Here is a 24,996-nt window from a genome sequence, read left to right as displayed (position 1 = left end):
AAATTTAACCTGTAACTTCGTAAGTGTCAAAAGGATAAAACTATGGAAAATTTCTGGTTGTTTGCCATAGGAGTTTTTACCGCCTTTTTTGCGATCAATAATCCGGTGGGGAATATTCCAATCTTTATGAGCCTTACCAAACAGGCCGACAGGAAGAGGAAAAAGCATATTTCCAAAAAGGCCACCTTCACCGCTTTCATTATAGTTTCCGGGTTTATAATTCTGGGTAAATATATTTTCGAATTTTTCGGACTTACCATTCCTGCCTTTAAAATTACCGGGGGACTTTTGGTATTTTTTGTGGGTTTTGAGATGATAAGGGCGCAGCAGTCCAGTATTGATAACCAAACGGAAATAGATTTTAATGAGGGTATTTCCATTTCACCTTTAGCCATTCCTATATTGGCTGGTCCGGGTACAATTGTGACTGCGATGAACTATACCACCACAGCCAGTTATGTCGATATGGCTATTTTAGTAGTTGTGTTTGGGCTTGTAATGCTTCTGAATCACCTGGCTTTTATTTCCAGTGATTACCTGGTCCGTTTTATAGGTCAAAATAAAATTATCGTAATAGAAAAAATCATGGGATTGATTATTGCGATAATCGGAACCAATATGTTGATTCAGGGAATAAACTTAGCTTTCTTCGAATAAAAATTAAGCCTTGTGGTTTTGAAACCAATCGGAAACCATTTTATCAAAAAGAAGGATTTCTTTACGAAGCAGGGTAAGGAACTCCACTTCTTTAACTCCACAACCCTCCAGCTTCTTACATAGGTGCTTGAGATTTCTGGCGACAGCTTTGATGTTTTTAAGACGCTGTAGTTTTGACTCTGAATTAGGAGCACAGGCCACGGAGGCAATTCCTGGGGCGAGTTGTAGGGATTCCGTCACTAATGATCCAGCCTGAAAATGTTGAGGGTTAGTGGATAGATTCATTTCTATTACATGCTTATCATCAGAAAAATATGAAGCAATTGCTCTGGAAATCTTAAAGATCTCTAAGGCTTTTCTATATACAGGTAAATGATAAGAATTGTTAGGAAATGCCGATTCCATAGTCAGTGTAATTTTTCTTTAAAATTACCATGTTTAAGGCATTTGCAACTTTAGCTTTTAAGCTGAAATATTTGATATATCTTTGAATTTAAGGAAAAATAAAAAAAATCATTAATTATGCAACTTGATGAACTAAGCTGGGCGATCCTGGAAAAACTTCAAAAAAATGCACGTAGATCATTTTCAGAAATTGGTAGAGAAATAGGGCTGAGTTCGCCTGCGGTAGCAGAAAGGGTGAAAAAAATGGAGGATGCCGGGGTTATTTCCGGTTATAAAACCGAAGTTTCATATCACAAAACAGGACATCAGCTAAAAGCAATAATCACCTTACGAGCTTTTATGGGGCGATTAAAACCATTTCTGGAAAAGGTCGTTGAATTTCGGGAAGTGATTAATTGTTACCGAATCACGGGAAACGAGAATATTATTATGGAGGTTGTATTGTATGACCAGGTACATCTCACTGAATTTATTGATAGGTTAATTACGTATGGTGAAATAAAAACTCATATCATCCTTTCCAATGTCATTGAGCACGCCCCAATAAAGAGACGCCTGGGTTAAATGTATTTTAAAAAAGTTTGATTTACAATTGTTAAAATACCTTCTTTTCATGGTAAACCTTAACGTATATTTGGGCCGTATATATACTTTTAGTTAAATCAGGATTAATTGTAATTTTCTTAATATTAATACGACTGATCTGTGCTTAGTTTTGTATGCAACAAAAAAAAATAAGTTATGAGAAAATATAGCCCAGTTTTTTTAATATTAGCCGTAATAACAGGCTTGATTGGCTTTACCGGCCTGAGTTTTTCCGGAATTGAAGTTGTAAGAATAATGTTTTTGATATTTGCCGATTTATTGGTGATATCTCTTCTGGCGAAACTGATTTTTCCTTCTGAAAAACTGAAATTAGAACGAATGAAAACCAAATAAAGGATTTAATTCTGCCCCAAGAAAAAAGCTTTCCTCTAAAATTGATGAAAGCTTTTTTTTTGGGGAAGTGTCCCGTCCCAATAATCCATATCCTTAATTTAGGACTTGACTAAGATTAAATAACAAAATGTGTATCTTTATAATAAAGGATTAATATGAAACGAGGGTTATTATTAGGATTTTTAATAATCAGTCTCTCTTTTGGTTCAATATGGTCCCAGGAGACACGTATAGCCAAGGGAGTGGTTGTTGATACTCTAAAAGTGCAGGATAGTATATCCGAAACCTTTTCCATTTATATTCCGCAGGATTTTGAAAATGGAGAGGCCTGGCCTGTCCTTGTTATTTTTGATCCTCAGGGGCGTGGCAGACTAACTACCCAATTATTTAGAAGTATCTCCGAAGAACAGGGCTATATTATTGCGGCTTCTAATGAAGTTTTAAATAGCAATTCTTTACAGACAAATCTGCAGGTAGCGAATCGCCTTATTACTCGCTTATTGATCTCCGTACCAATAGATCCCAATTTGGTTTATGTTGGCGGGTTGAAGGAAGGAGCTCAACTGGCCTCCGCCTCACCTTTGATTTTCAAGGATGTTCGAGGAGTGCTTGCAGTGGGAGATGCCTGGGGCAGCGTCGAATTAGCAGACAAGATGAAACCATTTTTTTTTAGTGGAGTGGCTGGAGATGAAGATGCGGCTCTTTATAAACTTCAAGCTTTTGCTGATTTTTATAAGGAGAAAAAGTTTCCTACGGAAATGAACTATTTTGATGGCACGAATGAGGAATGGCCCGATACCTTCGTGTTAAACAATGCCGTTTCTGCTTTTAGTTTAGATGCCATGGCAAAAGGCCTCAGGGAAAAAAATCCAGATTTTGTACAGCGGTTATTCGATAAGGAATTCAGATCTGCTCAGATGTTGCGCCGTCAAAGAAATTACCTCAGAGCTTATGAAAAGCTTGAACAAATGGAGGACAAGTACGCCCTATTTAATGTCGATTCCCAGCAGGTAGATAATCTTTTGAAGGCCTTAAAGGGTGATAAAGCATTTAGACAGCAACGTCGGGATTTTAGAAGAGCAGAAAACCTGGAGGCAGAAAAGCAGGAGGAATATCGTTACCTCATGGAAATGGATGTAATAAACAATAATTTTGAGAATATTGGATGGTGGGAATACCAAATGGAAGACCTTGAGAAGTCTTATGTAAAAGGGAATCTCGCTGAAAAGAAAGTATACAACCGGTTACAGGATTATTTAAAGGTACTCTCCCGAAATTATTTTGATATCATGATGAATAGTAAAGCTGGGATCGATACAAAAATTTTTGTTAGTGTATTGCGAACCGCCATTGATAAGGAAGATCCTGAGGCGTACCTGAAGATTATATCCCTTGCTGGACATGATGGTGACCATCAAACAGCCTTAATGTATCTGGAAGACCTTTTGAAAACGGGTTTTGATGATATGGAAGCTTTATATGAGATTGACGGTATCCTGGATTTGAAACTGAGTCGGGAGTATAACGAGTTAATTAAAGAATACATCGGGGAGTCCAAGTACTATAAGGAATCCTGACCATAATGATTGTTGTTTTCTTGCCTCTTTAGGCATTTGAAACCAATAAAAATAGGAGTAAGAGGGAGATTTATGAAGTGAAGATCACTTCCTTTTTAGGCTATACAGCATTTCCTTTTCTTTTATCCCAATCTGTTTAAGCTATTTCAAAATCAGAGCTCGAATTTAAATCGTTCTATAAGGCGAAACCACCTACTCCGGCGGACGGTATTTGATCTTAAGGATACCGGAGGGTGATTCCATTACTTTGATTTTAATAACGCAAGTAATCCTTGTGTCTCTAACGGGTAACTATCTTTTCGTGATCCCAGATTAAGACACAAAATCATTTTAAAAGGCGTAAACGGCGGCCATAACAAAGGATGAAAGATTATCTGTTCTTCTGAGGTGCCTATTAGTAAAAACTGGAGATGGGTTGTGGTTGACTTTATCTAACCGCAATTCAGGTTTTATAATGAGATTCCCAATATAATAATTTCCTGTAAGGGTGAAATTAATGATTTGAGTATCCGGGCCATAAACGGGGCCATCATTTTCCAGTTCTTTAAAATATTCTGCCCTTAGTCCTATAGCAAAGTTGGTGTGAGTTTGAACCTGAGGGTATAGGGCAGCACCGTAAAAACCTTCTCCATCGGTAGCGTTGTACGTCGTATTAAAGCCTAAGAAAAGGCTTTCCGTTAGATCCCATCCTGTAGTTAGATCCGCTTGGAAAGTCGCCTTGTCCGAAAAAGAGGTTTGTTCTCCATATAATAAGTTTAAAAAAGTACTACCGGCCTGCGAAGAATAACCTATCTGGCCACCAATAGAATATTTTCCAATAGTATTGAACTCTGTCCAATCAGTAGGATTTAATACGGCCATCATGACGCTCCAGTTATAATCTATGCTGAGATCGGCTTTTATGCCTGTATGGGAAAACGGACCATAAGAGAACATATATGAAGTAGAATAGTTGAAGTTTGCAGCTGGTGAAATTACTTCATAGCCCAGGAAAGTATTAAAATTTCCTAATGTTAACTTCAGGGTTTCTGAAACATTCCAGTAAGCATACATCTGGTTTACTATATTGCTGGATGGCGAAGAGGCAAAAACTGCATCTTCTCCACGCGGGCCAAAGACAAGATCGGCTACAAACCCAGCTTTCTCCCCCTGATAAGCTAAAATCAGATTGGCCATTCCAAAAGAAAATCCAGGATCATCGGCAAAAGAGGTGAGTGGTGCCTGGGGCTCAAAGGTATATTCCCCGTTATTGTTATAACCATCATATTTATTTAGGCCATTTAAATTAGTCCTGAAGTAGGTATCGATACTCCCGCTGATATTAAAATCAGTTAAGCTTTTCGGAGTAATGCTTTTGTTTTCCTGAGCCTGAAGTTCCAGTCCAAGAGTAATTAGTATCCCTATATAGGATATTTTTTGGATATTTGCCATTGTAAATTTTTTCATGTAAAAAGTCTTGTTTAATAAATTGAAATGTGTTGAGCAATGCTTATTGAAAAGTTTACAGTTAGGGAGCGCTCCGCCAAGCGCTCCTTTTTCTGTAAATTTTTAGATTGTTTTATCGGTGACCATGCCAAATTCGGCATAGGCATCCATTCCGTGTTCGTGCACATCAAGGCCTTCGGTTTCCTCCTTTGTTTCCATTCTTAATCCCATTTTTTCTTTTATTCCATACAGTATGATGAAAGCAGAAACACAGCAGAATACACCAATTATACCTACTCCTGCCAGTTGAATGAGAAATTGTTCCGTACCTGCCAGATTTCCGAAGATACCTACAGCCAAGGTTCCCCAAATTCCCCCGACAAGATGAACGGCTACTGCTCCAACAGGGTCATCCAGTTTTAGTTTTTCTACCATTGCAACCCCTAATACAATAAGAACCCCGGCAATAAGCCCTATTAATATGGCTTCAACTGGACTCATAAGATCAGCTCCAGCAGTAATTCCTACCAGTCCTCCCAGAATACCGTTTAAAAACATGGTAAGATCATAGTTTTTGTATCTGAGGGTGGAGAAAATGAAGGCTGACATCCCTCCGGCAGCTGCAGCCAGGCAGGTAGTGACCAAAGTTATTGAGGTTAATTCAGGGTCAGCGGAAAGAACAGAGCCACCATTAAAACCGAACCAACCTAGCCAAAGTATAAAAACTCCTGCTGTAGCCAGAGGGATATTATGGCCGGGAATGGCGTGAGAAGTCCCCTCTTTACCAAATTTGCCAAGTCTTGCTCCTAAGAGGTAAATCGCGATCAACGCGGCCCAACCCCCCACAGAATGAACAAGGCTAGAACCTGCAAAATCATAAAATCCCAGGTCATCCAGAAAACCGCCACCCCATTTCCAGGAACCTACAATAGGATAAACCAAGGCAAGATAAATTACCGAGAATAACATAAAACTGCCAAGTTTAATCCGTTCAGCAACAGCTCCTGATACAATTGTCGCTGCGGTGGCAGCAAACATTCCCTGGAAGAGAAAGTCCGTCCAAAAAGTATAACCCTCATTGTAACTAAGATCCAGCACGCCTTCAGACATCGGAGCACTTAAACCGAAGAGGTCGAAAAAGTAATCAGGTAGAACACCGGCAATAAAAGAAGCGGGATACATTAGGTTGAAGCCTAATAAGAAATAGATTAATAGTCCCGCACAGATAATAAAGACATTTTTAAAGAGAATATTAATTGCATTTTTTTGCCTGGTAAGCCCAACTTCAAGAAGGGAAAAACCCAGGTGCATAAAGAAAACCAAAGCAGTACACACCATCATCCAGGTATTATTTGTTGTAAGTAAATCCATATTTTTTATTTTAATTTTTTAATGATTTAGGATAAGGAATCGGTTCCTTTTTCTTTGGTTCTAATCCGGTATGCCTGTTGGACCGGAGTTATGAATATTTTTCCATCGCCTATTGCACCAGTGTATGCAGCCTTTAGGATAGTATCAATAGTGTTTTGCACATTTTCATCGGAAACCACCAAGGAGATTATACGTCTTTGAATATCGCTGGTGCTGTAAGACACCCCCCGATATACATGTCCCTGCTTTTCATTTCCGACTCCGGTAACATCCCAATAGGTAAGAAAATTGACCTGGGTTTCATGAAGCGCTTTTTTAACTTCATCAAATCTGGATTTTCTGATAATTGCTTCTATTTTTTTCATAAAATTTGGTTTTGATTCCTCCAAAAGTATTAAAATTATCTATCCAGGTAACAAAAATAGGGGGTGTTAGTTTAATTTTTATTTAAAATTAAAAAATAACCCCTCAAAAATGAGGGGTTAAATAAATAATGTAATATTTTTTGAGTAATGTGTATCTGAAATAAGGGGGGTTATATAGATTTAGATAAAAATAGTCCAGCAGCAATAGCAAGAATGCCCAGGATAAGACTTCCCAGGGTATAGAGTAGAAAATGAAAATAATCTCCGGACTTCAGAAGGCTGTGATTTTCAAAAGCGAAGGTGGAAAAAGTGGTGAAGCCTCCGCAAAAGCCTACAGCTAGAGCAAGGTTAATATTTGAATTCAGACTATTGTTTTTGATGGCCCAGCCAAGGAAAACTCCCAATAAAAGGCTTCCAAGAATATTGACGGTAAAGGTTCCGTATTGGATGTTAAAATGAGTATTGTTTAGGTACTTGGTTAACAAAAACCTTAAAGCACTTCCCAGGCCCCCTCCTAAAAATACCAAGATAATTTGTTTAAACATTTATATTATTTAATAGGAAAATGAACCTGGGTCATCCATTCGGCTGGATTTGGATTATTTTCAGGCCCTGTAATATATACTTCAAAAACATCTTCTTCCTGGTTAATTTCCAGGTTATTCTCTGCTATATAATCATAGGCTGCCGTCCAGACTTCAGGCAGGTTTTTATAATTTCCTTTGAGCGTTGCTCTGAGTACCTTTTGATTTGGAAGATTGCCATTGAGTACTTGACTATTATTTGGAGTAACCACCTGGCTCGGTGTAAAGAGACCAGCAGAAAAAATTGCAGTGCCGGCATTTTCATTCCTTTCATTGTAAAGGGTAAAGGGGTTTCCGCTAATCTCTATATTGTTGTCCTGCATATAAGTCCTTACATCGGCAATCATTTTTTGCACACGTTGATTAACCTGCGAAATTTTACTGGCGGTAGTTGTGTACATGTAATATCCTCCCCCGTGCTGGATAACTCCGTCAATATTGATGGAGAATTTTTCCATATTTTTTAGTATTGAATTTTCCAGATTTTCCAAACCTTTTCTCATCATAGGACGCATCATTTCACTTAAGGTCTCACCACGAAAAGTAAAGGAGAGTTTCTCCATAAAACTCTGGTTTCCTTTCATACCCCAGGTTACCTCGGTGCTATCCTCCATTTTTTGAAATTTCCAGTAAACATCACTACTGGATACTCCAAATGGCAAATCAAAACTTATCTTCTGGTCAATACTTGAAAATGGTCTAGCATCGAGAGTCTTAATGGTACCATCTCCTTTGAGTTCACTCTTCCATGAATAACCGGCACCTTTTCCACGGGTTTTTTCATCATATTCAAGGATCATATCCTCTGTCTCCATAGACCATGGTTCCCAATTTTGCCAGTTGTGGTATTCATTGACCTGGTTGAAAATCAGTTCTTGCGGAGCCGGGATTATTTGGGTTTCTTCAAAATGATACTCCCCGTCCTTGGTGGCGATATAAATTGAGCCCGCGATAACAATAATAAGAAGTAAAAAGAGGAGGTATTTAAATATTTTCATTTTGGCAGTAGTTGATTATACTGCTAAGATAAAGAATTTAACATACCCAAATTACCTATTGGAGATTAGATTAATGACCAAGCCATGATTTCAGAAAAAACAATAGAATTATAAAAGCAATGAAACCGATTAACACATAAATACTCCCTTTGTAATATTTTTTATGAAGCTTTGTATCTTTCCGGTAAGAGAAGATGATTATTGCAATAAAGGTAATAAGAAATAGGGCCGCAAAAATTAATTGTCCTGTGCTAAACATGCTGAGAAATTTGAGGCAAAGTTACATTTTCTGGTTTTATCTTCTCTAATTATTGAAGAACAAAAGAAAATTATTAAATTATATAAGGAGAGTCTTACCATGTAAAGAACCTTTAAAAGTTAATTAAAAAAGAATCATGAAATACTCCATATACATCCTTATGATTTTATTGAGTGTGTGTGCCTGTAAGGAGCATTCCACTCAACAACCAGAAAAAAATACAAAGCGGGAGGCATTGGACTCTTTGAGTAAATATAATTCCCAGGAGTTTCAATTAAACTTTGAATATCCTCCCCATTATAAGGTATGGGAAGATAATCTTGGGGGCCAGGCACCAGTAATAAATGTTTTTCCTAAAGAGGCACTTGAGGATCGACCTTTTGGAATTCATGAGGATTTTAAAAATGCTTATATAGCCTTTCTCCCAGAAGGATACGGGGTAGATGCTCCCGCAGGAACTCAGCGATCTTTGAAAAAATTTGGCAATCCACTACCTCTTTCTTTTGAAGTTGATGAAAAAAGCTCCGTGGTTTACCTGTTAAATAACGGTGAGGTCTGGGGGTTTTATTTAAGGTTTGCAAGGCCTCCTGAGACCTGGAGTAAATATGGCGGAATATTTATTAGGTATAAAGTTTTGGATTTCGAAGCCAAATGTAAAACCTCAGAGGATAAGGAAATTTCTGTCGGACAATGTGATCCGTTAGGTGAAGATAGGATTTTGTATTTCGGTGAAGTGGATACAAAATCCAAACGAGAGCTCGAAGGTATCCTAAGGAGTCTTTGGTTCTCCCGAGAAAATTCCAATCGTAAGAAAATTACTGAGTTAATCAGGGTTGAAATGCCCGTTCGTGGTAAAACCATTGAGTCGCCGCTTCAAATTAAGGGAAAAGCTCGTGGGAATTGGTTCTTTGAAGCTACCGCACCCATCGAGCTTCTTGACGGTGATTTTCATTCCCTGGGAAAAAGTTACATTGAAGTGGCAGAAGCGGATTGGATGACCGAGGATTTTGTAGCATTCCAAGGTGAACTTGATTTTAAAAAACCAAAAACCAAAAATGGGTATTTGCTATTTAAAAAAAACAATGCCTCAGAAAAACCAGAGTTGGACAGAATTCATAGAATGCCGGTTAAATTTCAGGATTAGTCTTAAACTACTTCGTGCCTCCAACCGTACTTGTCCTCTGCCTGATTATATTGGATTTTCATCAGTTTATCTTTAAAGAATCTGGCGTAGGTATCCTCTAATTTTGGAAGTTCAAATCGCTCACCTTTGTGACCAAAACCAACAATTGGGTTGACTACTGCCGCCGTGCCTGCACCAAACATTTCCTTCAGTTCTCCATTTTTGGCAGCTTCTATAATTTCTTTTACACTTACTTTTCTTACTTCAACAGGAATATTAAATTCTTCAGCCAGAGTAAGAATACTTTTTCGAGTAACCCCATCCAGGATTCGATCGCTGGTTGGAGCAGTGAGCAATTTATCCCCGACCCGGAAGAAAATATTCATAGTTCCTGCTTCTTCAAGGTACTGATGGGTGTTGGCATCGGTCCATACTATTTGCTGGAAGCCTTCCTCTTTTGCGAGGTTTGTAGGGTGGAACTGTGCAGCATAGTTTCCAGCGGCCTTGGCATATCCTACCCCGCCATCAGCAGCACGGCTAAAGGTTTCAGAAAATTTCACTCTTACCTCACCGCTGTAATATGCCTGGGCCGGTGAGCAAATAATCATAAATTTATATTTAGTAGAGGGAGAAGCAGAAACACATTCCTCCGTGGCAATCACAAATGGACGAATATATAAGGAATTACCGAATCCCTTTTGAATCCATTCCTTTTCTAATTTTAACAACTCTTCGAGACCATGAAAGAAATATTCTTTCGGGAATTCTGGAATGGCCAGTCTTGCACCGGAAACATTGATGCGTTTAAAATTTTCCTCCGGTCTAAAAAGCCAGATTTTATCATCCTCATCCTTGAAGGCTTTCATGCCTTCGAAAACCGCCTGCCCGTAATGAAAAACCTTAGCCGAAGGCATTAGTTCTATTGGACCATAAGGTTTGATCCTGGGGTTTTTCCACTTCCCATTTTCATAATCACATTCCAGCATATGATCAGTAAATAATTCACCGAAAACAAGCTTGTCCAGTTTGGTTTGATCAAGTTTAGATGTGGAAGATTTTATAATTTCGAGAGAGGAAGTACCGGTTTTCATTGATTTAAATTTAGTTAACAAATTTACCTAAATATTGGTAGAATAAAAATCAAAAGTTTTGGTAAATTAGTTTTTTACTGATTCATTTATACTTGTGGTTAATGAATAAATTATTTCATTTTATCACCTTATTTTTGGCGCTAAATTTCTGATATCGAAATTTTGGTCTCTATTTTTTAATGAGTGTTACCTGTGCTTTTTATGCCGATAAAATTCACTATGAAAGATCATTTTAATCTCTTGAAGTAAAATTACAATTTGCATATTTAAAAGGAAGTAAGGATTTTACCAGATGAAAAAATGAACAATGATAGCTACGGAAATGGGATATTGGAATTTCACTGAAAATCAAATAGAGCCCTCTTTTTAACCAGATTTTTCGGGCGGAAGGGGTATAATTAACAAAGTTTTGGAAAGAAAGATAATAAAGACCGCAGATGGCTCGGTCACCATTCATTTGCCGGATTGGGATGAACAGTACCATTCTAAGCATGGGGCAGTACAGGAGGCCCAGCATGTTTTTATAAAAATGGGCCTGTACGAGTTTTTAAAGCAAAATAAAGCCTCAGAGCTCTCCATATTGGAAATTGGTTTGGGTACTGGTCTTAATGCATTTATAACTTTTCTGGAGGCACGGAAATTCTCTACCCAAATTGCCTACACTGCAGTGGAGGCGTATCCGGTGACCCAGAAGGAAATAGCCGGTTTAAATTTTGTTGAAAAACTTTCTGCAGAAAGTCAGCAATGGGCCTTTGAGAAGATTCATGATGTTCCTTGGGAACAATGGGCTGAAATAAATGATAATTTCAAACTAAAGAAACTACAGCGGAAATTTGATGAGATCACCTCCAAGAATGAGTTTGAAATCATTTATTTTGATGCTTTTGGGGCCAGGGTGCAACCAGAACTCTGGACCCAGGAGATTTTTGAAATTATGCATGCTTCATTAAAAAAGAAAGGAATCCTGGTCACTTATTCTGCTAAAGGCAGTGTTCGGCGAGCTCTGCAAAATGTAGGTTTTATCGTTGAAAGGCTCCCTGGGCCACCAGGTAAACGCGAAATGTTAAGAGCAACTAAAAGTTGATAAGCCAGCTTGTTAAACCTCTAATAAAGTACTGGGTTAGCCCGATTCAAGTACTTAACTTGTAAAATAAAAATGCGTGTATTAATAACCGGAGCTACCGGCCTTATTGGAACGAGAGTGACCGACCTATGTCAGCAGAAAGGGATAAAGGTAAATTATCTTACTACCTCGAAAGGTAAAATTGAAACAAGACCTGATTATAAGGGCTTTTACTGGAATCCAGAAAAAGATGAAATAGATCCTGAAGCTTTTAAAGGAGTTAGTGCAATAATTAACCTTGTTGGAGAGAATATTGCAAAACGCTGGACAAAAGAACAAAAAGATAAAATTGTAAGCAGTAGGGTCGATACGGCAGCATTGCTGTATAAAGAGCTTGAGAATAACAATCATCACATCAACCATTTTATTTCAGCCAGTGCTATCGGGATATATCCAAGCTCCTTAGAAAAGCTATATACTGAAAATAATGAAGCTGTCGATGACTCTTTTGTTGGAAGGGTGGTGGTGCAATGGGAAGAGGCTGCGGATAATTTCAGTGATCTTGGAATGGATGTGGCCAAAATACGAATAGGTCTGGTATTGGCCAGGGAAGGAGGTCTTCTGGAAAAACTCAAGGAACCGGTAAATTTTAACGTGGGCTCTCCCCTTGGCAGTGGTAAGCAATGGCAATCCTGGGTTCATTTAGATGATGTAGCCGGAATCTTTGTGCATGCTCTTGAAAACAAACTGGAAGGAACCTTTAATGCTGTGGCACCAAACCCTGTTACCAATAAGGAATTGGTGAACGAGGTCGCCTCAAAAATGGGGAAATCGGTTTGGTTGCCAAATGTACCGGCAATTGCTATTAAAGCGCTATTAGGAGAGATGTCTCACCTTGTCTTGTCTAGCCAATTGGTGAGTAGTGATAAAATAGAACATACAGGATACGGATTTCAATATACCAATTTGGCCAAAGCCCTGGAAGATCTTATGGAATAAAAAAGTCACCAATCTTGGTGACTTTTTATCAGGTTTGTATTCATTCTAGGATCTCTCGGCCACAAGCTTTATTCTTAAATTGATATCATCGTAAACAAAATTATCTCCGAGCCCGTCAAAAACTGATCTCGATCCAAAGTTAACTTTCCAGTGTGTTCTGTCTATGCTGAATTCATCGCTTAATATCTCTATTTCATCTCCATTATGACTGATATTGATCGGGAAGGTGATGTTTTTTGTTTCCTCTTTGATGGTAAGATTGCCAGAAAGCATTGCTTGCCCGTTTTCGTCTTTTATATCAGTGATTTCGAAGGTGGCTTTCGGAAATTTTTCGGTATTGAAAAAATCCCCTTCCTTCCCTTCGACAGTGCCTTTTAAATGGGCTTCCAGATCAGCACGATCTTTACCTGTTAGGTCGGAGACTTCAATGGATTTCATATCAATGACAAAACTCCCACTTTCGATGGTACTGTCGTTGGCTTTAAATGATCCTTCTTTTATTTTAATAGTACCAGTGTGGGTATCGGTGGGTTTTCGGCCTTTCCAGTGAATTACAGATTCCTCGGTTTTCACATGAAAAATTTCAGCTTCAAGGCTAGCTTCCCGTGCATTTTTAACATCCTCCGTTTTAGCCTTAGTGCTTTCATTTTTGCACCCGGCCACTATGACAAAGAGAAAAACAATAAAAAATGTAGTATTCCAAAGTTTTTTCATTTTAAAGTGGATTTAGTTACAAATTCAAATTTAAGGTTTCTGGAATTTGAAGTTTCCTAAAACAATATTAAAAAGAATTTGTGACATTTTGACATTTGGTAAGAATTGGCAATACTTTTGACCGTTTCTGCCCGTATTTAAATGCTGAAAAAATGAGTAAAAAGAAAACAGATAAAAGTAAAAATCACGATAATCAAGCAAAAGATAATTCGGTAAAGGATAAAGTAGAAGACGCTATTGATCAGGCTATTGAAGATGTTGAAGAGCATGCCGAAGAAAAGCAGGACGGTAAGGAGATTTCTCAAACCGATAGACTATCCGAAGAGCTTCAGAAAGAAAAGGATAAATTTTTACGACTTTTTGCTGAATTTGAAAATTATAAAAGGCGTACCTCTAAGGAAAGACTAGAGTTATTTAAAACTGCCAATCAGGAAGTAATGTCAGCGATGTTACCCGTGCTTGATGATTTTGACAGGGCTTTAAATGAAATTCAAAAAACCGAAGACAAGAACTTACTAAAGGGTGTCGAGCTTATTCATTCCAAATTAAATGAAACCTTAAGGAACAAGGGCTTGGAGCCTATGAATGTTGAAAAAGGTGATGATTTCGATGCGGACATCCATGAAGCTATCACTCAAATTCCAGCACCATCGGATGATCTTAAAGGCAAGATTGTTGATGTGGTGGAGCGTGGTTATAAACTTGGGGAGCGTATTATCCGCTATCCTAAAGTAGTAACCGGAAAATAAAAAGCATTTTTTGAATCGCAAAAACACCAAATGAAAGAAGATTATTACGACATATTAGGAATTAGTAAAGGTGCTTCTACTGCCGAGATAAAAAAAGCATATCGAAAGATGGCCATAAAATATCACCCGGATAAGAATCCGGATGATCCTAAGGCTGAGGAAATGTTTAAAAAATCGGCAGAGGCTTATGAAGTATTGAGTAATGAAGATAAGCGCGCCCGTTACGATAGATTTGGTCACCAGGCTTTTGAAGGCGGCGGCGGCTTTGGCGGCGGCGGTATGAACATGGATGACATCTTCAGCCAATTTGGCGATATTTTTGGCGGAGGCTTCGGCGGTGGAGGTTTCTCTGGATTTGGCGGAGGCTTCGGCGGAGGAAGACGACGTGCCAAAGGTAGTAACCTTCGTATTCGTGTAGCTCTGACCCTGGAAGAAATTGCCCATGGGGCAGAGAAGAAAATCAAAGTTAAGCGTAAAGTCCAGGCTCCTGGTACCACTTATAAAACCTGTAGTACCTGTAATGGTACAGGTCAGGTAACCCGAGTTACTAATACAATTTTGGGAAGAATGCAAACGGCTTCACCCTGTGGCACGTGTAGCGGATCTGGACAGATCATAGATCAGAAACCTGCTGATGCTGATGCCCAGGGACTTAAAATGAAAGAAGAAACTGTTTCGATAAAGATCCCAGCTGGAGTAGAAGAAGGAATGCAGCTGAAAGTTTCGGGTAAAGGTAATGATGCTCCCGGAGATGGTGTGCCTGGAGATCTTCTTGTAGCCATAGAGGAGAAGGAGCATCCAAGTTTACAACGTGAAGGTGATAATCTGCATTATGATCTATACATCAGTCTTTCCGAAGCTGTCTTAGGAACTTCAAAAGAGATTGAAACGGTTAATGGAAAGGTTCGCATCAAAATAGATGAAGGAGTACAATCTGGAAAAATACTGCGCTTACGCGGTAAAGGTATTGGAAACCTTAACGGATATGGTAAGGGAGACCTTTTGGTTCATGTCAATGTTTGGACACCCAAAACCATCAGTAGGGAACAAAAGGATTTCTTCGAACGAATGGCTGACGATGAAAATTTTCAGCCAAATCCGGAAAAATCTGATAAATCCTTCTTTGAAAAGGTTAAAGATATGTTTTCTTAATACTTCCATTTTAAGAAATAATTTATATATTTGATTATCACTAAGTCTTTTGGTGATAATTTTTCTTTTTCATAGCAATTTTTTTCCCATCCTTAATTCTGTTTAAGGGTGGGTTTTGCTTTTTAGACAGGCATGTAAATTATAAATTCTTCTTAATTCAAAATCTCTCTCCTGCCATTTCAATATATTTACCAATAACGAAAACTCATGTATGGATAACCTATTAGTGGCAGAAAATATTTACAAATCCTTTGGAAATCATACTGCGCTAAATAATGTTTCTATAGATGTTCCTCGTGCCAGTGTCTTTGGTCTTTTAGGTCCAAATGGTGCTGGAAAAACTACCTTGTTAAGGATTATCAATCAAATTACGATGCCGGACCGTGGCAAAATCTATTTGGATCATAAAGCCCTGGGTCCTGATGATATTCAATACATTGGTTATCTGCCTGAAGAAAGAGGACTTTATAAATCAATGAAGGTTGGGGAACAGGCATTATACCTGGCACAATTAAAAGGGCTTTCAAGGAATGAAGCTAAACAACGCCTGGAATACTGGTTTGAAAAATTTGAGATTTCTGATTGGTGGAACAAAAAGATCCAAGAGCTTTCAAAAGGGATGGCGCAGAAGGTCCAATTCGTCATTACAGTGCTTCATAAACCAAAATTGCTGATCTTTGATGAACCTTTTAGTGGTTTTGATCCGGTCAATGCAAGACTTATTAAACAGGAAATTCTTCAATTGAAAGAGGAAGGAGCGACCATTCTTTTTTCCACACATCGTATGGAGAGTGTGGAGGAACTTTGCGATTATATAGCACTTATTCATAAATCCAATAAACTTCTGGATGGTCGGGTGTCCGATATAAAAAAAGAATATAAATCAAATACCTTTGAGGTTGGTATGGAAGCTGAAAATCAATCGGCATTGCTTGCGGAGCTGCAGCAAAAATTTATTGTGGGGAATGCCTCTTTTAAAAGTATCCATACTGATTTAAAATTAAAAATTCAACTTCAGGAAAATGAATCAGCCAATGACTTACTGGAATTTCTTTTAAATCGTGCTCAGATAAATCATTTTGTAGAGGTAATCCCTTCAGTCAACGACATTTTTATCCAAACCGTCACCCGAGATGCGTAATTTGAAGTTAATCATAAGACGTGAGTATCTGGCAAGGGTGAGGAATAAGACCTTTATCATCATGACTTTTTTAAGTCCATTGATTTTAGTAGGCATGTTTATGTTGGTGGGGTACTTAAGCATGTTGAATAGTAGTGAACAGCAAATAATCGGTATTTATGACGAAACGGGTTATTTTTCTTCAGATTTTAAAGATAGCAGACAGGTACAATACCTGGATTTCTCGAATATACCTTTTGAGGATGCACTACTAAAGGTGCAGGAACAGGAATACTATGGTTTGATATATATCCCTGAAGATAGGAACGGGGAGGCAGGGCAAATCCAGTTTTTTGGGGTTGATCCCCCTGGCCTGGGTACCGTTCAGGCAGTGGAAAAAACCATTTCCGATAGGCTTACAAAAAGAGAACTGGAAAAACGCGGGATCGATATCAGTGCCATGGAAGCTGCAGAAGTTAGAGCAGATGTGGAAATTCAGAATTTTTCCGGACAGCGAACTTCAAAAATGTCTAATTACATTAAGATGATTTTTGGGGGGATCGCAGGTTATTTGTTAATGATGTTTATTATTATTTATGGTAATATGGTGATGCGTAGTGTGATTGAGGAAAAAACAAATCGTATTATTGAAATTATAGTTTCCTCGGTTAAACCTATCCATCTGATGTTAGGAAAGGTCTTAGGCACCTCCCTGGCCGGTCTTACTCAATTTAGTATATGGGTTATCCTGGGCGGAGTATTATTATGGATAACAAGTTTCACACTTGGTATCGATATTCTATCTACGCAGAGGGAGCAAATGGAGATCATGGGATCAATGGCTCAATCTGATCTTAGCCTCTTTTTAAACGACGTATATAACCTACCATTGCTGAGTTTATTTGTATTCTTTGTAATTTATTTTTTGGGAGGCTATTTTCTCTACAGTTCCATCTATGCGGCAATAGGTGCAGCCGTGGATAGCGAAACCGATACCCAGCAATTTATGTTCCCCGTAATCCTTCCACTGATGTTAGGAATTTACGTTGGTTTTTTTGCTGTGATTGAAAATCCACATGGGAGTATTTCTACTGTTTTTTCTATGATTCCACTTACTTCTCCCATCGTGATGTTAATGCGTATCCCTTTTGGAGTGCCCTGGTATGAACTGGCCATTTCCCTGGGTTTGCTTTTTATTACTAATTTAGGAGTGGTTTGGTTGGCCTCAAAAATTTACAGGGTGGGAATCTTAATGTACGGAAAGAAGGCTACCTATAAAGAATTATTTAAATGGCTAAAATATTAAAATGCAGGATCAAAGTACAGCAGAAAATATTAAGGAAGTAATTAAACAGGACATCTGGGGGCTAATCCAGGATCTTTGGAACCATGTGTTGTTTTCCTATGATCTGGGGGGTGATAAAATATATATTACTGTTGGCCTGATCCTACTAATTATTTTCGCATTTGTGCTGACCAGTGCCATCTTGAGAATTATAAGATCTTTTGTGACAGGAAAGCTTGTAGATGAAGATAAGATGAAGTTTATAAGTATCTTTAAATTTATAAAATACTTCATATATGTTGTTGTAATTTTAATAACTCTAAGCTCTGCAGGAATAGATATAACCATACTTCTAACCGCATCTGCAGCCTTATTTGTTGGTTTGGGATTAGCTTTACAAGAGTTATTTCAGGATGTGATCGGAGGTATATTTATAATATTGGACAAATCACTTCTGGTTGGAGATGTCATTGAAATGAACGGGCGGGTAGGAAGAGTTTTTGAAATTAAGCTCAGAACGACCAGAGCTATTACCCGTGACGATAAAGTGATGATAATTCCAAATCATAAGTTTATGAGTGACGTGGTTTTCAACTATACACAAAACCATAAAATCACGCGTGAAATGGTTAAAGTTGGGGTGGCCTATGGAAGCGATACCCAATTAGTAAAACAAGTTCTCCTTGATTGTGCCCAACAAAATGAGGGGATTTTGAAAACTCCTGACCCATTTGTGCTTTTTGAAGATTTTGGAGATTCCGCCTTGTTGTTTGCGATTCATTTTTATGTGAGCGACAGTTTCGTGGATCCTAAAATCAAAAGCAAGTTGAGATTTAAAATCGATCAGGAATTTAGAAATAATAAGATTACCATTCCGTTTCCACAGCGGGATGTGCATATTTTTAACCAAAACCTATCTGAAAAATAGAAAGAAGATGTGTAGAACTGTAATTTTACTGGGTTTAATCCTGTTATTATTAGGATCGTCAACAGGGGGCTTTGCGCAAACCACTGACCTTGCCAGAATAGAATATACCTATTTTCCGCAATCGAACTCCGATAATTCCTTCAGGAGATTCCGAAGTTTTGTGAACTTTCCTGTCAAGCTTAACAATAAGGGAGCCTATCTTATTCCAGGGGTGGAGTATCGCAATGTAAATTTTAAATATGAAGATTCAGAAAACTTTAATACCCAAAATCTAGATCGATTCCATTCGTTCAAAGGAAATTTGGCCTATACTTTTAAATTAGGTGAATTTTGGCGGTTTGCGGCAGAAGCTGGTTTTAAAATAGCATCAAACTTCACAACCGATAAAGTGATAAATGACGATCTGATCTATATAGGTTCGATTTATTTTGTGAAGATAAAAGAGGAGGAGCGTTACGTGGAACCCTGGAGATTAATTTTAGGACTCAATTATTCGACAACTACTGGATTTCCTTTTCCACTACCTATTGTGAATTATTATAAAAGGTTTCATCCAAAATGGTCTTATACCATAGGTACGCCAAAATCCAATTTGAAGCATTATTTTAACGATAGACATTCTATGCAGACCTTTGTAACCCTGGATGGGTTTTTTGCCAATATCCAGGAGAACTTTAGGGTGCAAACTCCTGATAACGGAATTGCTGAAAGTATTTCAATGACGATTCTTCTAAGTGGAGTGGGTTATGAATATCATTTCACCGATCATATTTCATTTTATACCTATGCCGGATATACCTTGATGAATGATATTCGTTTGAGAGACAAAGATATGGAAGACTTATACACCATTAACAAAACCAATACCTTTTATGCTCGCGGAGGTTTAAAATTTAGTATATTATAACTATGGCAAGAATTTTATTAATAGAAGACGAAGCATCAATAAGAAGGGTCTTGGTAAAGATCCTTACTGAAGAAAATTCAAAATATTCCGTAGTAGAGGCTGAGAATGGTCTTGAGGGTACGGAAAAGATTAAAGATGAGGATTTTGACCTTGTGCTGTGTGATATAAAAATGCCTAAGATGGATGGAGTGGAAGTCCTGGAAGCAATAAAAAAGATAAAACCGGAAGTACCGGTGGTGATGATCTCTGGTCACGGAGACCTGGAAACTGCTGTAAACACAATGAAGCTGGGGGCTTTTGATTATATTTCTAAACCACCAGATCTTAATCGCTTACTCAATACGGTACGCAATGCATTGGATCGAAAGGAACTTGTAGTGGAAAATACGCGGCTAAAAAAGAAAGTAAGTAAAAATTTTGAAATGATTGGGGAGTCTAGGGCCATCCAACATATCAAAGATCTTATTGAGAAAGTGGCACCTACCGATGCTAGGGTATTAATTACTGGCCCCAATGGAAGTGGTAAGGAACTCGTTGCGCATTGGCTGCATCAAAAAAGCGATCGTTCTTCAGGTCCAATGGTAGAAGTTAACTGTGCCGCCATACCTTCAGAATTGATAGAAAGCGAACTTTTTGGTCATGTTAAAGGAGCTTTTACTTCGGCTAATAAAGATCGTGCAGGAAAGTTTGAACAGGCCAACGGGGGTACTATCTTTCTGGATGAAATAGGAGATATGAGTCTTTCAGCACAGGCCAAGGTGTTACGTGCTTTACAGGAGAGCAAAATATCAAGAGTGGGTAGTAGTAAGGATATCAAGGTGGATGTGCGGGTAATTGCAGCTACCAATAAAAACCTGAAAAAAGAAATCGAGGAGAAAAGATTCCGGGAGGACCTTTATCACAGGTTGGCCGTAATCTTGATACAGGTTCCAGCCTTAAACGAAAGGCGTGAAGATATACCCCTTTTAGTAGAATATTTTGGAGAAAAGATCGCCAACGAACACGGTACTAATAAAAAACAGTTTACCACAGAGGCATTAAAGCTTTTGAAGGAATATGACTGGCGGGGTAATATTAGGGAATTGCGCAATGTAGTAGAACGCCTAATAATATTAGGGGGCAACGAGGTGACCGAGGATGATGTAAAGGTTTTCGCCGGGAAGTTATAAGCTCTTATTCTTTAGCAGGGGGATTGTATCTTAAAAAATACATGGTGTCCCCACTGGGGTGTTGCCACTGATGAAAAAGTTCAAATCCAAAGCGCTGGTATACCAGGGCATTCTTTCGCATTCGTGTTTCAGCATAAAGAGGAATTTGAAATTCTTGTGCCTGCCGATAAAATTCATCCTTCATCTCTTTGCCTACCTGGGTGTCTGCTCCGCGAGAATCTGCGAGTATACCCCAGAACCAGCAGTAAAGATAGTCACCTTCAGCGGGGCGTTGTTTTTTGATATAATTCTGATTTTTGATAATCCGGAAAGCATTCTTTATTCCGGTGACGTTAAAAACAAGGCCCAACTGTGTCCGGATGTCTTTCCAGAAATTATCGGCCTTGCTATTGGTTTTAAACAAAATGGCTATTCCTTTCCTGTTTTTTGAAATAATAAGCGCATCTTTTTCTATAGCTTTCTCTACCATATGGGTAGCGAGATATTGAAAGCGCTTATGCCTGTTTCCTCCTTTTTTAACGATATCCATTGAAGAAGGAATCTCTTTTAAAAGGCTGGTGACTTTTTCTATTATTTCCTGTTTTTCTTCCTTTTTCAAGCCAAATTATTTTAGGTGCGAAGATAAAAAAAATGTTTCTTAAAGATTGTATCTTTAGTTACCCAAATAAGCCAGAAACCTTTATAAAGGCTCTTTTTGATCTTTTTAATGAACATTGCAAGTATTCCTTCCGAGGATATCAAAATCCGCTTAGCATCATAGTCCTTGTTAATATTCTTTGCTTATGGTAACCCACGGCACATTATTTGGTTATACCCAGGACTAGACAAGTATTGAGAAGGATATAAAGCCTCATTAAATACGAAAATTTTCCAGAAATTGGAGGAATATATCGAGAAGCTTAAAAAGGATTAGTTATTTTCGTCATCAAAATAAATTATATTTTATCAATGAAAAGATTACTTAGCTTAATTTTTATCAGTTCAGTATTTTTAAATGCCAGTTCTCAGGAAACCACTTCCAAAGAAGATTCCTTGCAACTAAGAAAAATATATGATTACGCCCTTTTGGATGGAAAAAGTTATGAGTGGCTTGATCATTTATCAAATGATATTGGAGGAAGACTTTCGGGATCTTTAAACGCCCAGAAGGCTGTGGATTACACCAAAGCTGAATTAGAGAAGCTTGGCTTGGATAAGGTTTGGTTGCAACCGGTAATGGTGCCAAAATGGACCAGGGGAGCTAGGGAATTTTCGTATTTGCAGACCGCTCCTGGAGAAACCAGGGAATTAAATATTACTGCCCTTGGCGGGTCTGTGTCCACCCCAGAAGGTGGAACCAAAGCCGAGGTGATTGAGGTAAAAGGCCTAGAGGAACTTGCAGAGCTTGGCCGCGATAAAATTGCGGGTAAGATCGTATTCTATAACCGACCGATGCGTCCTGAATTAATTCATACTTTTGAAGCCTATGGAGGATGTGTTGATCAGCGCTATTCGGGAGCAGCCGAAGCAGCAAAATATGGAGCAGTAGGTGTAATTGTTCGCTCTCTTAGTTTAAAACAGGACGATTACCCGCATACAGGATCTATGAGTTATGGAAATACACCCGTTTCTCAACGAATTCCTGCAGCAGCGATAAGCACTAACGACGCTGATTATGTAAGTGGGATGTTAAAAATATCTCCTGATCTTAAACTTTATTTTAAGCTTAATTCTGAGCAACACGAGGATGTACTTTCCTATAATGTGATCGGTGAGATCACGGGAGAGGAATATCCCGATGAAATAATGGTTGTCGGGGGGCATTTGGATTCCTGGGATATAGGCGATGGCGCACATGATGATGGGGCCGGGGTAGTTCAATCTATGGAGGTGTTAAGGCTTTTTAAGGAGATGAACTATCAGCCAAAGCGAACTATCCGGGTAGTGCTTTTTATGAATGAGGAAAACGGTCTTCGTGGCGGGAATAAATATGCAGAAGTGGCCCGGGAAAAAGGAGAAAACCATATTTTCGCTTTAGAAAGCGATTCGGGTGGGTTTACTCCTCGGGGTTTTTCTTTTGATGCTGATGAGGCGCAGTTTGCCCAGATTAGAAGCTGGCAAGCTTTATTCAAACCTTATCTTATTCATTATTTTGAGTTAGGTGGAAGCGGTGCAGATATCGGCCCGTTAAAAGATGGGGATATGGTTCTTGCTGGTCTTCGTCCGGATTCCCAACGCTACTTTGATCATCACCATGCTGCCACAGACACCTTTGAACATGTCAACAAGAGGGAATTGGAACTCGGCGCGGCAACTATGACCTCATTGATATACCTTGTGGATAAATATGGCATTAAGCAAATCAATACCCAATCTCAGGAAAAATTCTAAAGTAATCAAAATTTAAATACACGCTACCGGACTTTTAGGGTCCGGTTTTTTGTAACCAACGTAGTAGGCTGAAATTTCCTCAGCTTTCAATTTTTATGGTAATAAAACATGCTATCTTTGCAGCCTAAAAAATTAAGCTTGCAGTTATCAGCCTACACAAAAGAATTCAACCGAAACCTTTCTATAGCTTTTCCGGTAATGCTTGGGCAACTAGGTCATGTGTTGGTGGGACTGGTGGATAATCTTATGATAGGAAGATTGGGTGCTGCTCCTCTGGCTGCGGTTTCCCTGGGAAACGGGTTGGTCTTTATTGCTCTTTCCCTAGGAATAGGGTTTTCCTTTGCCATTACGCCTCTTATTGCGGAAGCAGATGGCTCCAAAGACATAGAAAAAGGACGAAGTTACTTTCATCACGGGGTGATTTTATGCGCTATTAACGGCGCCTTTTTATTCCTAGCCCTTTTATTAGCCAAACCCGTTCTAAATCATATGAATCAACCTCCAGAAGTAGTGGCTCTGGCAATTCCCTACCTGGAAATTGTTGCCTTTTCTATGATTCCGCTAATGATATTTCAGGCCTTTAAACAGTTTGCAGATGGGCTCTCGCAAACCAAATATGCCATGTACGCCACACTCATTGCCAATGTGGTTAATGTGGTATTCAATTATTTACTTATTTATGGTATCTGGATCTTTCCTCGTCTAGAACTGGAGGGAGCAGCGATTGGTACTTTAATCTCCCGCTTTTTTATGCTTTGGTTTGTATGGGAGATCTTAAGGAGAAAGAAAAAATTTGCTGAATATTTCAAGTGGAGCAGAAAGGAACTTGTAAAACCTGATATTTTTAAGAGGCTTCTTGCTCTTGGGTTTCCAACGGCCTTACAAATGCTGTTCGAGATGGCAATTTTTACCGCCACTGTTTTTCTTGCTGGGACTTTGGGAACTAATCCCCAAGCAGCCAACCAGATTGCACTTAACCTGGCTTCGATGACTTTTATGATTGCAGTAGGTCTAGGTGTTACTGCTACAATAAGGGTAGGCAATCAAAAGGGACTTGAACATTATAAGGATCTCAGAAGAATAGCTTTTTCCACTTTTTTACTGGTTTTCCTTATAGAAGCTGTATTTGCCGTTGGTTTTATTTTACTCAAAGACTGGTTACCCACCTTTTATATCGATAATACAGAGGTGATCTTACTTGCAGCTCAATTGCTAATAGTAGCTGCGCTTTTTCAACTCAGCGATGGGTTACAGGTTGTAATTCTTGGGGCCCTTCGGGGGCTCCAGGATGTAAAGATCCCCACTCTTATTTGTTTTATCGCATACTGGATTATAGGATTTCCAGTTTCCTGGTATTATGGGAAAGCGGAGCAATTGGGAAGTATGGGAATCTGGCTAGGCTTGCTTGCTGGCCTTACGGCTTCAGCATTAATGTTGTATCTTCGATTCAACTTTTTAAGTAAACGTTTAATTGAAAAAAAGGTCGTACTGGCCTAAAATGAAATTTTTTTATTATGGATTTTCCCAAATTTCTTCTTGGTGATAATACAGATTATCCCAATGCGGTCTTCGTTGTTCATACTGAGTTTCCCCGATTTATCATCAATTTAGAAAATGATGAGGTGGAATGGCTTGAGGAATTCGATACATCTGACCAGGAAGAACTTGCCAATCAAACCGAATCCTTAATCAATGAAGCTTCCGAATTTTATGATCGTGAGGTTTCCCGTTACAAAGAAGATTAAG

At 38.6% G+C, this 24,996-nt stretch carries 27 protein-coding genes; 17 read left to right on the top strand and 10 right to left on the bottom strand.

The genetic code is table 11. The annotated features are described in order from the left end of the window. The first annotated feature begins 42 nt into the window (after nucleotides 1-42). A complete protein-coding gene (locus ACW6NC_RS05295) occupies nucleotides 43-657 on the top strand; it encodes a MarC family protein (RefSeq protein ID WP_457864158.1) in 615 nt (204 codons plus the stop codon). Nucleotides 658-660: 3 nt separating this feature from the next. On the opposite strand, the gene ACW6NC_RS05290 is transcribed toward ACW6NC_RS05295, so the two are convergent. Beyond that, nucleotides 661-1,062 carry a hypothetical protein gene (locus ACW6NC_RS05290; protein WP_457864156.1) on the bottom strand — a complete coding sequence of 134 codons (402 nt, stop codon included), beginning with the start codon at nucleotides 1,060-1,062 and terminating at the stop codon, nucleotides 661-663. 117 nt (nucleotides 1,063-1,179) lie between these two features. Here ACW6NC_RS05290 and ACW6NC_RS05285 point away from each other — a divergent pair, with 117 nt between their 5' ends. From ACW6NC_RS05285 to ACW6NC_RS05275, 3 genes are all read left to right on the top strand, one after another. Further along, entirely contained in the window at nucleotides 1,180-1,626 is a 447-nt protein-coding gene (locus ACW6NC_RS05285) for an Lrp/AsnC family transcriptional regulator (RefSeq protein WP_457864154.1), read from the top strand. A 177-nt stretch (nucleotides 1,627-1,803) separates the two neighbouring features. Next, entirely contained in the window at nucleotides 1,804-2,001 is a 198-nt protein-coding gene (locus ACW6NC_RS05280; protein WP_457864152.1) for a DUF1328 domain-containing protein, read from the top strand. A gap of 155 nt (nucleotides 2,002-2,156) precedes the next feature. Next, nucleotides 2,157-3,578 carry a hypothetical protein gene (locus tag ACW6NC_RS05275; protein WP_457864150.1) on the top strand — a complete coding sequence of 474 codons (1,422 nt, stop codon included), beginning with the start codon at nucleotides 2,157-2,159 and terminating at the stop codon, nucleotides 3,576-3,578. Between the two features lie 330 nt (nucleotides 3,579-3,908). On the opposite strand, the gene ACW6NC_RS05270 is transcribed toward ACW6NC_RS05275, so the two are convergent. The 6 genes from ACW6NC_RS05270 to ACW6NC_RS05245 form a co-directional block, all read right to left on the bottom strand. Beyond that, entirely contained in the window at nucleotides 3,909-5,024 is a 1,116-nt protein-coding gene (locus ACW6NC_RS05270; protein WP_457864149.1) for an outer membrane beta-barrel protein, read from the bottom strand. Nucleotides 5,025-5,126: 102 nt separating this feature from the next. Further along, nucleotides 5,127-6,374, bottom strand: a complete 1,248-nt coding sequence (locus ACW6NC_RS05265; RefSeq protein ID WP_457864147.1) for an ammonium transporter — start codon at nucleotides 6,372-6,374, stop codon at nucleotides 5,127-5,129. A 26-nt stretch (nucleotides 6,375-6,400) separates the two neighbouring features. Next, nucleotides 6,401-6,739, bottom strand: coding sequence for a P-II family nitrogen regulator (locus ACW6NC_RS05260; protein WP_457864145.1), 339 nt, complete (start codon nucleotides 6,737-6,739; stop codon nucleotides 6,401-6,403). Between the two features lie 170 nt (nucleotides 6,740-6,909). After that, complete coding sequence (crcB, locus tag ACW6NC_RS05255; protein ID WP_457864143.1) at nucleotides 6,910-7,284, bottom strand: fluoride efflux transporter CrcB; 375 nt, start codon at nucleotides 7,282-7,284, stop codon at nucleotides 6,910-6,912. Nucleotides 7,285-7,289: 5 nt separating this feature from the next. Further along, complete coding sequence (locus ACW6NC_RS05250; protein ID WP_457864141.1) at nucleotides 7,290-8,321, bottom strand: SRPBCC family protein; 1,032 nt, start codon at nucleotides 8,319-8,321, stop codon at nucleotides 7,290-7,292. 70 nt (nucleotides 8,322-8,391) lie between these two features. Further along, nucleotides 8,392-8,580 carry a hypothetical protein gene (locus tag ACW6NC_RS05245; protein WP_457864139.1) on the bottom strand — a complete coding sequence of 63 codons (189 nt, stop codon included), beginning with the start codon at nucleotides 8,578-8,580 and terminating at the stop codon, nucleotides 8,392-8,394. Nucleotides 8,581-8,716: 136 nt separating this feature from the next. On the opposite strand from ACW6NC_RS05245, the gene ACW6NC_RS05240 reads away from it, so the two are divergent. After that, nucleotides 8,717-9,724 carry a Gmad2 immunoglobulin-like domain-containing protein gene (locus tag ACW6NC_RS05240; protein ID WP_457864138.1) on the top strand — a complete coding sequence of 336 codons (1,008 nt, stop codon included), beginning with the start codon at nucleotides 8,717-8,719 and terminating at the stop codon, nucleotides 9,722-9,724. A gap of 2 nt (nucleotides 9,725-9,726) precedes the next feature. Here ACW6NC_RS05240 and ACW6NC_RS05235 read toward each other — a convergent pair whose 3' ends face one another. Further along, nucleotides 9,727-10,794 (bottom strand): branched-chain amino acid aminotransferase, encoded by a 1,068-nt coding sequence (locus tag ACW6NC_RS05235; RefSeq protein WP_457864136.1) that lies wholly within the window; start codon nucleotides 10,792-10,794, stop codon nucleotides 9,727-9,729. A 409-nt stretch (nucleotides 10,795-11,203) separates the two neighbouring features. Here ACW6NC_RS05235 and mnmD point away from each other — a divergent pair, with 409 nt between their 5' ends. Both mnmD and ACW6NC_RS05225 read left to right on the top strand, forming a co-directional pair. After that, entirely contained in the window at nucleotides 11,204-11,878 is a 675-nt protein-coding gene (gene mnmD / locus ACW6NC_RS05230; RefSeq protein WP_457864135.1) for a tRNA (5-methylaminomethyl-2-thiouridine)(34)-methyltransferase MnmD, read from the top strand. 72 nt (nucleotides 11,879-11,950) lie between these two features. Next, complete coding sequence (locus ACW6NC_RS05225) at nucleotides 11,951-12,856, top strand: TIGR01777 family oxidoreductase (RefSeq protein WP_457864133.1); 906 nt, start codon at nucleotides 11,951-11,953, stop codon at nucleotides 12,854-12,856. A gap of 45 nt (nucleotides 12,857-12,901) precedes the next feature. On the opposite strand, the gene ACW6NC_RS05220 is transcribed toward ACW6NC_RS05225, so the two are convergent. After that, a complete protein-coding gene (locus tag ACW6NC_RS05220; protein WP_457864131.1) occupies nucleotides 12,902-13,570 on the bottom strand; it encodes a YceI family protein in 669 nt (222 codons plus the stop codon). 152 nt (nucleotides 13,571-13,722) lie between these two features. On the opposite strand from ACW6NC_RS05220, the gene ACW6NC_RS05215 reads away from it, so the two are divergent. The 7 genes from ACW6NC_RS05215 to ACW6NC_RS05185 all read left to right on the top strand — a co-directional run bounded on the left by ACW6NC_RS05215 (nucleotide 13,723) and on the right by ACW6NC_RS05185 (nucleotide 20,880). Further along, nucleotides 13,723-14,319 (top strand): nucleotide exchange factor GrpE, encoded by a 597-nt coding sequence (locus ACW6NC_RS05215; RefSeq protein ID WP_457864129.1) that lies wholly within the window; start codon nucleotides 13,723-13,725, stop codon nucleotides 14,317-14,319. 30 nt (nucleotides 14,320-14,349) lie between these two features. Further along, nucleotides 14,350-15,471, top strand: a complete 1,122-nt coding sequence (gene dnaJ, locus ACW6NC_RS05210; RefSeq protein ID WP_457864128.1) for a molecular chaperone DnaJ — start codon at nucleotides 14,350-14,352, stop codon at nucleotides 15,469-15,471. 211 nt (nucleotides 15,472-15,682) lie between these two features. Beyond that, a complete protein-coding gene (locus tag ACW6NC_RS05205; RefSeq protein ID WP_457864126.1) occupies nucleotides 15,683-16,612 on the top strand; it encodes an ABC transporter ATP-binding protein in 930 nt (309 codons plus the stop codon). Beyond that, complete coding sequence (locus ACW6NC_RS05200; RefSeq protein WP_457864125.1) at nucleotides 16,605-17,897, top strand: ABC transporter permease; 1,293 nt, start codon at nucleotides 16,605-16,607, stop codon at nucleotides 17,895-17,897. The genes ACW6NC_RS05205 and ACW6NC_RS05200 overlap by 8 nt, the downstream gene beginning before the upstream one ends. A gap of 1 nt (nucleotide 17,898) precedes the next feature. Beyond that, the gene (locus tag ACW6NC_RS05195; protein WP_457864123.1) at nucleotides 17,899-18,804 is read left to right on the top strand and encodes a mechanosensitive ion channel family protein; all 906 of its coding nucleotides are present in this window, start codon (nucleotides 17,899-17,901) and stop codon (nucleotides 18,802-18,804) included. Nucleotides 18,805-18,811: 7 nt separating this feature from the next. Continuing rightward, the gene (locus ACW6NC_RS05190; protein ID WP_457864122.1) at nucleotides 18,812-19,711 is read left to right on the top strand and encodes a DUF6268 family outer membrane beta-barrel protein; all 900 of its coding nucleotides are present in this window, start codon (nucleotides 18,812-18,814) and stop codon (nucleotides 19,709-19,711) included. A 2-nt stretch (nucleotides 19,712-19,713) separates the two neighbouring features. After that, entirely contained in the window at nucleotides 19,714-20,880 is a 1,167-nt protein-coding gene (locus ACW6NC_RS05185; RefSeq protein WP_457864120.1) for a sigma-54-dependent transcriptional regulator, read from the top strand. A 4-nt stretch (nucleotides 20,881-20,884) separates the two neighbouring features. Here ACW6NC_RS05185 and ACW6NC_RS05180 read toward each other — a convergent pair whose 3' ends face one another. Further along, nucleotides 20,885-21,478 carry a hypothetical protein gene (locus ACW6NC_RS05180; protein ID WP_457864119.1) on the bottom strand — a complete coding sequence of 198 codons (594 nt, stop codon included), beginning with the start codon at nucleotides 21,476-21,478 and terminating at the stop codon, nucleotides 20,885-20,887. Between the two features lie 350 nt (nucleotides 21,479-21,828). Between ACW6NC_RS05180 and ACW6NC_RS05175 the strand changes: the two genes are divergently transcribed. From ACW6NC_RS05175 to ACW6NC_RS05165, 3 genes are all read left to right on the top strand, one after another. Further along, complete coding sequence (locus ACW6NC_RS05175; RefSeq protein ID WP_457864118.1) at nucleotides 21,829-23,250, top strand: M20/M25/M40 family metallo-hydrolase; 1,422 nt, start codon at nucleotides 21,829-21,831, stop codon at nucleotides 23,248-23,250. Nucleotides 23,251-23,388: 138 nt separating this feature from the next. Next, a complete protein-coding gene (locus tag ACW6NC_RS05170) occupies nucleotides 23,389-24,747 on the top strand; it encodes an MATE family efflux transporter (protein ID WP_457864613.1) in 1,359 nt (452 codons plus the stop codon). Nucleotides 24,748-24,764: 17 nt separating this feature from the next. Then, on the top strand, nucleotides 24,765-24,995 hold the full coding sequence (locus ACW6NC_RS05165; protein ID WP_457864117.1) for a hypothetical protein: 231 nt from the start codon (nucleotides 24,765-24,767) through the stop codon (nucleotides 24,993-24,995). Nucleotide 24,996: the final 1 nt, after the last annotated feature.

This window comes from Salegentibacter profundi, assembly GCF_054121475.1.
Note: the sequence above shows the minus strand (reverse complement) of the source record. Positions and strands in the feature narration are given on the sequence as shown.